11 protein-coding genes and 2 pseudogenes are annotated in these 6,462 nt (G+C 36.3%); 5 read left to right on the forward strand and 8 right to left on the reverse strand.

All coding sequences use genetic code 11. The features are described 5' to 3' along the window. From FFR48_RS24095 to FFR48_RS24115, 5 genes and pseudogenes are all read right to left on the reverse strand, one after another. Nucleotides 1–299: pseudogene (locus tag FFR48_RS24095) on the reverse strand (hypothetical protein); the annotation flags it as partial. Nucleotides 300–311: 12 nt separating this feature from the next. Then, nucleotides 312–704: a DUF309 domain-containing protein gene (locus FFR48_RS24100; protein WP_096569618.1), complete on the reverse strand. Its 393-nt coding sequence runs from the start codon at nt 702–704 to the stop codon at nt 312–314. Between the two features lie 6 nt (nt 705–710). Further along, a complete protein-coding gene (locus FFR48_RS24105; RefSeq protein WP_096569620.1) occupies nt 711–1,076 on the reverse strand; it encodes a ferredoxin thioredoxin reductase catalytic beta subunit in 366 nt (121 codons plus the stop codon). After that, nucleotides 1,073–1,327 carry a hypothetical protein gene (locus tag FFR48_RS24110; RefSeq protein ID WP_137669121.1) on the reverse strand — a complete coding sequence of 85 codons (255 nt, stop codon included), beginning with the start codon at nt 1,325–1,327 and terminating at the stop codon, nt 1,073–1,075. Before FFR48_RS24110 ends, FFR48_RS24105 begins: the two co-directional genes overlap by 4 nt. Nucleotides 1,328–1,406: 79 nt before the next feature. Next, nucleotides 1,407–1,809: pseudogene (locus FFR48_RS24115) on the reverse strand (DUF58 domain-containing protein); the annotation flags it as partial. Nucleotides 1,810–1,986: 177 nt separating this feature from the next. On the opposite strand from FFR48_RS24115, the gene FFR48_RS24120 reads away from it, so the two are divergent. The 5 genes from FFR48_RS24120 to FFR48_RS24140 all read left to right on the forward strand — a co-directional run bounded on the left by FFR48_RS24120 (nt 1,987) and on the right by FFR48_RS24140 (nt 4,600). Beyond that, nucleotides 1,987–2,298 carry a DUF433 domain-containing protein gene (locus tag FFR48_RS24120; protein WP_096569624.1) on the forward strand — a complete coding sequence of 104 codons (312 nt, stop codon included), beginning with the start codon at nt 1,987–1,989 and terminating at the stop codon, nt 2,296–2,298. Continuing rightward, entirely contained in the window at nt 2,291–2,626 is a 336-nt protein-coding gene (locus tag FFR48_RS24125; protein WP_137669122.1) for a DUF5615 family PIN-like protein, read from the forward strand. Before FFR48_RS24120 ends, FFR48_RS24125 begins: the two co-directional genes overlap by 8 nt. A 77-nt stretch (nt 2,627–2,703) precedes the next feature. Beyond that, nucleotides 2,704–3,498: an endonuclease/exonuclease/phosphatase family protein gene (locus FFR48_RS24130; RefSeq protein WP_137669123.1), complete on the forward strand. Its 795-nt coding sequence runs from the start codon at nt 2,704–2,706 to the stop codon at nt 3,496–3,498. 53 nt (nt 3,499–3,551) lie between these two features. Next, nucleotides 3,552–3,659 (forward strand): YnfA family protein, encoded by a 108-nt coding sequence (locus FFR48_RS24135; protein ID WP_137669124.1) that lies wholly within the window; start codon nt 3,552–3,554, stop codon nt 3,657–3,659. A 26-nt stretch (nt 3,660–3,685) separates the two neighbouring features. Continuing rightward, the gene (locus tag FFR48_RS24140; protein ID WP_096569632.1) at nt 3,686–4,600 is read left to right on the forward strand and encodes a restriction endonuclease; all 915 of its coding nucleotides are present in this window, start codon (nt 3,686–3,688) and stop codon (nt 4,598–4,600) included. 150 nt (nt 4,601–4,750) lie between these two features. Here the strand turns inward: FFR48_RS24140 and FFR48_RS24145 are convergent, their stop codons facing one another. From FFR48_RS24145 to FFR48_RS24155, 3 genes are all read right to left on the reverse strand, one after another. Continuing rightward, complete coding sequence (locus FFR48_RS24145; protein ID WP_236104163.1) at nt 4,751–5,065, reverse strand: DUF5615 family PIN-like protein; 315 nt, start codon at nt 5,063–5,065, stop codon at nt 4,751–4,753. A 172-nt stretch (nt 5,066–5,237) separates the two neighbouring features. Further along, nucleotides 5,238–5,558 carry a DUF433 domain-containing protein gene (locus FFR48_RS24150; protein ID WP_096569636.1) on the reverse strand — a complete coding sequence of 107 codons (321 nt, stop codon included), beginning with the start codon at nt 5,556–5,558 and terminating at the stop codon, nt 5,238–5,240. 32 nt (nt 5,559–5,590) lie between these two features. Further along, complete coding sequence (locus tag FFR48_RS24155; protein WP_137669126.1) at nt 5,591–6,229, reverse strand: Uma2 family endonuclease; 639 nt, start codon at nt 6,227–6,229, stop codon at nt 5,591–5,593. Nucleotides 6,230–6,462: the final 233 nt, after the last annotated feature.

A 6,462-nucleotide genomic window follows, 5' to 3' on the forward strand; every position in this document is an offset into this window, starting at 1 on the left:
TTATAGCAGGTGACTGGGGACTGGGGACTGGGGACTGGTGACTGGGGACTGGTGACTGGGGACTGGGGACTAGTGGCAGATTTACAAACGTGTTTGTTTCCAAGTTTGATCACAAGTTTGATCACAAGTTTTATTATCTGTTTGTGAACTACCATTTTGGCAGTTGCTTGATATTCTAATTTGGAGGTTTGACGGTTTCCTGCATCCAAAGGTTTCTTTATTGGTAGGTTTTCACCTTGCTGATACCACCAAATATTCTGACTCTTGTACGGGTTTAGCATTGCTAAACCCCTACTCACTCCTGAAAACTGCTATTCTTTGATCATAGAAATTTGGGGTAAAGGCAAGGCTATATTTTCACCCACATCACCACCAGCGATTTTTTCTATATCAACTTGTTGAAGTGCCTTTAAAAACTCCACACTCTCAAGTAATAATTTTTCCACATTGATACCGCAATAATAGTCTGGGTAACGACGGAGACGATTAGAACCTTCTCCTAATAAGATCATTGCTCCTCTTATGTTGCCATTACCCAGGTGATATAAGGCTACAGCAATTTGCAAAATACCTTGATACAAAGTTTTATCTGGCTCTGTTGCTTCAATCCACAGAGCTTCTAGGGTGTCATGACAAGCGTAGAACTGTCCAGAGTTGAACTGTTCTACTCCTTGCCAAAACTCTTGGGGCAGGTTTTCACTCATCTACTATTAACCCATACTATCCCGCACTTCTTTGATGGCTTCCATAGAGATTTCTTGTTTTTCACCAGCAAAATCATTTTCTGGAGTCAGGAACAGCATACAGTGACATTCTTTGCGTTCTCGCATGGGTACGCAGGGACAGTTCCAATAAGCTGCGTTAACTTCCGCTTCTTTATCTTCATAGTGACGACAAGGACACAAAGGCGCACCGAGATCGTCTTTATGTTTGGCTAAACCTTCGATAACAACTGCTGTCACGGAAGATTCAGAACAAAAGAAAGTTCCAGTGCGTTTGGCGTATTGTTCGGAAAAATGACGCATTGCCTCTAAGCTTTTATCACTGGCTTTTGTGCTAGGTTCTGAATTTATCATTGGATCGGCTTTGATAATTTAAATATTTCCTTGCATTGTACAACAGGCTGGATGTAGGGAACAGGGGACTGGTGATTGGTAATTGGTGATTGGTGATTGGTAATGGGGTTATTTACTTCCCCTACTTCCTGACTCCTGTACGGGCGTTTGCGAAGCGTGCTGGAAGCATCAGCATTCGGACGACCAATTATCAATTTTTGTCCCAGGTTATTTTCCTGTAAGGGCGAAGCATTCGGACGATAAATTATCAATTTTTATCACAGGCTATTTTCCGAATGCCTGTCTGCCGACAGGCAGGCTTCGCCCCTACGACTCCTGACTCCTGCCTCCTTAATAACTTAATGGTTTTTGCAGTTGCAGTTGTAGTTCTTGTTCACTTTGCAAAATGATACCGGGGTAATCTGAGGGGGTTTTGAGTCAGCCAAATTAAAGGATGGTTTTCTGGTGGTGTATTTGCTTCTTCTAGGGGGTTGGTTGCTGCTAAGGTTTCGAGAATGATGGTATCACCTTTGACTACTCCTGTGGCTGCTGTCCAAAGTTGTACTTGCAGTTTTTGTCTTTGTGCGTAAAAATACAAGGATGCAGCGGCAATGACAGCTTGTTAAAATTGCTCTTCTTGCCATTTGGCGGCAGTATCAAGGGCAATTATCACTTCTGGTCTACCTGTAATAATTTCTAATTCTCTTACTCGTAATTCTCCGTAACGAAAACTAGCGGAAATGTACAGTATTTTGAAGTTAAATAGGACTTACGGAAGATTTGACTGAAAACCTTATTCTTGCGTAGGGGTAATTCATGAATTACCCCTACTTTCGTTCTCTTTTGCGTAAGTCCTGTTAAATAGGAAATTTGTGAGAACTAGAACTGCGGTATATTATTAAGATATAGGACGGAGGTGGAAGATAAATTTATGCAGTTAGTCAGCCAGGAATATATAGAAATTGCTGCTGATGTGCGGAGTGGAAAACCCCGTATTGCTGGTACTCGTATAGCGGTAGAAGATGTAGCAGTGCTGCATTTAAAGCTGGGGTATTCATTGGTAGAGATAGCTGGTAAATATGATCTATCCCTGGCATCTGTTTATGCAGCAATGGCTTATTATTTTGATCATCGAGATGAAATTAATGAACGTAAAGTACAAGAGGATGAATTAGTTGAGGTATTTAAACAAAATCATCCTTCACGTCTTCAAGAGAAACTGAAACAGTTGAGAAATGAGTGAAAAAATTCGCTTTCATTTAGATGAAAATGTTGATCCTGCGATCGCTCTTGGGTTGCGTCGTTATGGAATTGATGTGACAACTACTAACAATGTGGGATTACGCACTCAATCAGATCAAGCACAGTTCAAGTTTATTCAAGAAACACAGCGAGTTCTGTTTACCCAAGATGCAGATTTTTTGATTATTGCTAGTAGTAGGTTTGATCATCCAGGGATTACTTACTGCAAGAAAGAAACTCGTTCAATTGGTGAAATTATTGAAGCTTTAGTTTTGATTTATGAAGTTATGACACCTGAAGAGATGTTGGGATATATTGAATTTTTGTAAAATATAATCAATATGGGTTATTTGACATATTCAAACATTGTAATTTAAATTTAAAAACCAAAATAGTTTTTAAAAAAATGAAAATCATCACAATTAATATTTTGTTTAAACTGAATTTTTGGACACAAAGACGAGATTTATTGGTTGAGGGTTTAAAATCTGAAAATCCTGATATCATTGCTTTACAAGAGGTAAGTTTAGCAGAAGATACCGCTGTTTGGATTGCAGAACAATTAAATATTCCTTATATTTATAAAGCTGTTCCTCAAGATGTCAATAATAGTGATTTACCCTTTGGTTTAGCTATTCTCAGTCGTTTTCCGATTACAAAAACCGCAGCATTGAATTTAGAACATCAGGGAAGAATTGCTCAATATGCACAGGTTCAGTTAAATGATAACACATCAGTTGTTATTTGCAATGGTCATTATTATTGGCATCCCGGTTCACATAAAAAACGCAATCAACAAATAAAATTAATGTTAGATTGGTTAGCGGAGTTTGGTGAGGAAGTAGCTGTTATCTCTGTGGGAGATTTTAATGGTACTCCTGATACTTCGGGAATTAAATTAATTAAAAAAAAATATCGGTCAGCTTATGAAGTATATCATGGAAGTGAGCCAGAATATACTTGTCCCACACTTTTAGGTCAAGACAAACTGAGTTGGATGAAGAGATTAAAATATTTTTGGAGACGTTTGATTTTTGATAGAAGTTGGAAACCTTGGAAGGGGACTTTAGATTATATTTTTATTAATCAGCGTTTACAGGTGCGAGAATGTCGAGTTATTCTGAATCAACCAGCAGTGAATAATCGTTATCTTTATCCTTCGGATCATTTTGGGATTGTTGCAGATTTGGAAGTTCTTTAATAAAATAAAACTTCTTTCTTTGCGCCTTTGTTTCTTAGCGTCTACCCTGTTTAGTGTGGTTGTGGTTAGTTGAAGGTGTAAAACCTAATAGATGGGATTTTGCAGGGGTGGGAATTTCTCTTTTAGGGACAATGGTAATTTTGTTTGGTTCACGTCAGTAATATAATATAACAACAAAAACATTAAAATGGCTAAAAACAATATTTCTAAATCATGGCAATTAGCAGAAAAGGTAGTTTTTGCAGCATTACAAATTCTCAAAGAAAATGATGGACAATTACAAGGTAAACAAGTCATTGAGGAAGTAGAAAAAAGAGTATTATTAGATGAATGGGCAAAAGCTAGATATGAAAAATCTGGTAATATTCGTTGGAAAAGTGTTTTAAATTTTTATAGTATAGATTGTCTTAAAGCAGGATTTTTATTAAAAAACAAAGGTATTTGGTATTTAACACCAGAAGGTGAAAAAGCATTAGAATTAGGTGAATCACAACTTTTAAAAGTTGCCACTCAAGCATTCAAAGAATGGAAAGCAGAACAAGAAAACAGTACAATTTTAGCCCATAATCCAGAAATAAACCAAGAAGCAGAAACAGATAATGAAGTTGATAAAGTCAGTGAGTTAACTATTAGTGAATATGAAGAAATTGCCGTAGAAGGATTAAAGAAATTTGTAAGAAATTTGAATCCTTATGAATTTCAAGATTTAGTAGCAGCTTTGTTAAGAGGTATGGGTTATTATACTCCTTTTATTGCACCAAAAGGAAAAGATGGAGGTTTAGATGTTATTGCTTATCAAGATCCATTAGGAACAGTATCACCGAGAATTAAAGTACAAATTAAACATCGAGAATCACCTGCTACTGTAGATGAAATTAGACAGTTGAGAGGAGTATTACAAAAAGATGGAGATGTGGGAATTTTTGTTTCTACTGGTGGTTTTACAGGTGATGCAAAAAATGAAACTCGTAGTTCCCATACACATATTGAACTAATAGATTTTGATAGATTTATTAGTTTATGGCAGCAGTTTTATGAAAAGTTGCCAGATGAGGATAAGAAAAGATTACCGCTTACTCCTATTTATTTTTTGGGAGTCTAATAATATAGAGTATAATAATATATACTTCTCACTCTGTAAGCTGTCTCCAACCTGCCAAAACATAGCTGATAAATAAAATGATTTTAGGTCTATTTTGGCATAATGTTGGAGAATCTACTACATGACAGATGTAAGAAATTGTAAAAACCTCTATCTTGTATATTCTTGGTAAATAAAAATCTGTATGCTAGACTTGGGTTGATTATTTCTCTTAATTCTAATTAGCCGATTAGTAAAATCAGAATTTTCACTCAACCAACTCTGAAGTATTTTAGCTTGTCCTACATAATCTCGATCATCTTTACAGATGATAATACCAGCGTGAGAAATTCCACTTTGATGAAGTGCAATAAAATCATCTCGGTTGAGTGTAAGTAAAACTCGTTTCTCTTGAGTCGCAAATGCCAAAACTTCATCATCTGGGATACTTTGATTAGCTTTTCCTGCTTCATAGGAAGTCAGCACATCATATTGATAAGCTGTTACACGGCTAAATTGTATAATCCTAATATTCTGAACTCTTGTTTAACAGGCAAGATGCCTGTTCCACTTATACAAATTAAATGCACAACAGCTTATTGACGTAATTGTCTCACAATTTCCAGAGGAAAGTTTTCATCAGCATATAATCTTACCATCAGTTATCCTCATTTTGAGCAGTGATGATCAGATCAATTTCTGAAGAATATTGTTCATAATAATCCCAAGCTGCTGTTAAATCTTCCGATGTCAAACTTGGATAATTTTGCAGCAATTCTACATCATCTGCTCCCTGTTGTCTCAACGACACCAACACCCATACAGGAATACGAGTATTACGAATCCGCGCATGGCCACCACAAATTCCCGGAGTTTTTTCAATAGCATGAGATTGGAGACGACTTTCTAAAAGTGTTCTTTCTTCTGGGGAAAGTGCCTCAATTACTTGTACCAGAGAATTAACTAATTGTTGATTCATATTATAATGTGAAATAAAACAATATTCTGAAATTATAACTTCTCTCTCACCCAATTCCTAAACCTCTTAATAGTTGCATTCCTCCCATTAATTCCACTACTTTCCAAATATCGAGGAATCACATCAATCAAAGGTAAACCGGGAAAATTCAAACTTGACTGAGACACCACATAATTACCATCTACTAAAATATTAATTTGCAACTTCCCATTTTCAAACCTCCACAACTCAGGAACTTTTAAAGCTTGATATATATTCGGATGAGTGCGAGAAGTAACATCAATTTCTAAAGCTAAATCGGGAGGAGGATCAACTGTTAAATCTAACCTTTTCTTCCCCCTAACTAAAGCCTCATTTTGAATATAAAAACATTGATCAGGTTCTATCCCCTTTTGCATAAATTGATTTTTAAAAGTCGTAGAACCAAGACTGAGAAATTCAATATCCAATTCTTCTAATAATGCTTTAATTAAATCACTAATAATTTCCTGATCAAATTCATGTTCTGGTAAAGGAGTCATAATTTCTAATATTCCCTGATCATAAGCAATTCTAGCAGCACGATGTTCTCCCAACTCCTCTAAAATTGCTTCCAATTCTGTCCAAGTGACATTTTCTAATAAAACCCTTTGTCCTGGTGGTACATGAATGCGCTTTAATTCCAACAACATCCTTTCCACTCCTTAAGCTGAATAAATCGATCTTACCCCATCGATAACATCTATGCGAGAAACTTCACCTATTGTCTCACCGCGTCTCTGCGTCTCTGCGTGAGAAAACTTTTTAAGACGTTTTTAAAACTATAATATCGGTTCTTAGGGATTTTAACTAGATTTAGCAGGAACTCAATACACTGTCGAGGGCGATGGCCGAAAATACCGAAACTCGTTAAATAATTGAGAAT

Origin of the sequence: Sphaerospermopsis reniformis (assembly GCF_005402885.1) — a bacterium.
Classification (GTDB): domain Bacteria; phylum Cyanobacteriota; class Cyanobacteriia; order Cyanobacteriales; family Nostocaceae; genus Sphaerospermopsis; species Sphaerospermopsis kisseleviana.

Excerpts from the sequence above, each read along its gene's own strand:
- FFR48_RS24100 (WP_096569618.1), bottom strand. The coding sequence starts at position 704 with ATGAGTGAAAACCTGCCCCAAGAGTTTTGGCAAGGAGTAGAACAGTTC.
- FFR48_RS24105 (WP_096569620.1), bottom strand. The coding sequence starts at position 1,076 with ATGATAAATTCAGAACCTAGCACAAAAGCCAGTGATAAAAGCTTAGAG.
- FFR48_RS24120 (WP_096569624.1), top strand. The coding sequence starts at position 1,987 with ATGCAGTTAGTCAGCCAGGAATATATAGAAATTGCTGCTGATGTGCGG.
- FFR48_RS24125 (WP_137669122.1), top strand. The coding sequence starts at position 2,291 with ATGAGTGAAAAAATTCGCTTTCATTTAGATGAAAATGTTGATCCTGCG.
- FFR48_RS24130 (WP_137669123.1), top strand. The coding sequence starts at position 2,704 with ATGAAAATCATCACAATTAATATTTTGTTTAAACTGAATTTTTGGACA.
- FFR48_RS24140 (WP_096569632.1), top strand. The coding sequence starts at position 3,686 with ATGGCTAAAAACAATATTTCTAAATCATGGCAATTAGCAGAAAAGGTA.
- FFR48_RS24150 (WP_096569636.1), bottom strand. The coding sequence starts at position 5,558 with ATGAATCAACAATTAGTTAATTCTCTGGTACAAGTAATTGAGGCACTT.
- FFR48_RS24155 (WP_137669126.1), bottom strand. The coding sequence starts at position 6,229 with ATGTTGTTGGAATTAAAGCGCATTCATGTACCACCAGGACAAAGGGTT.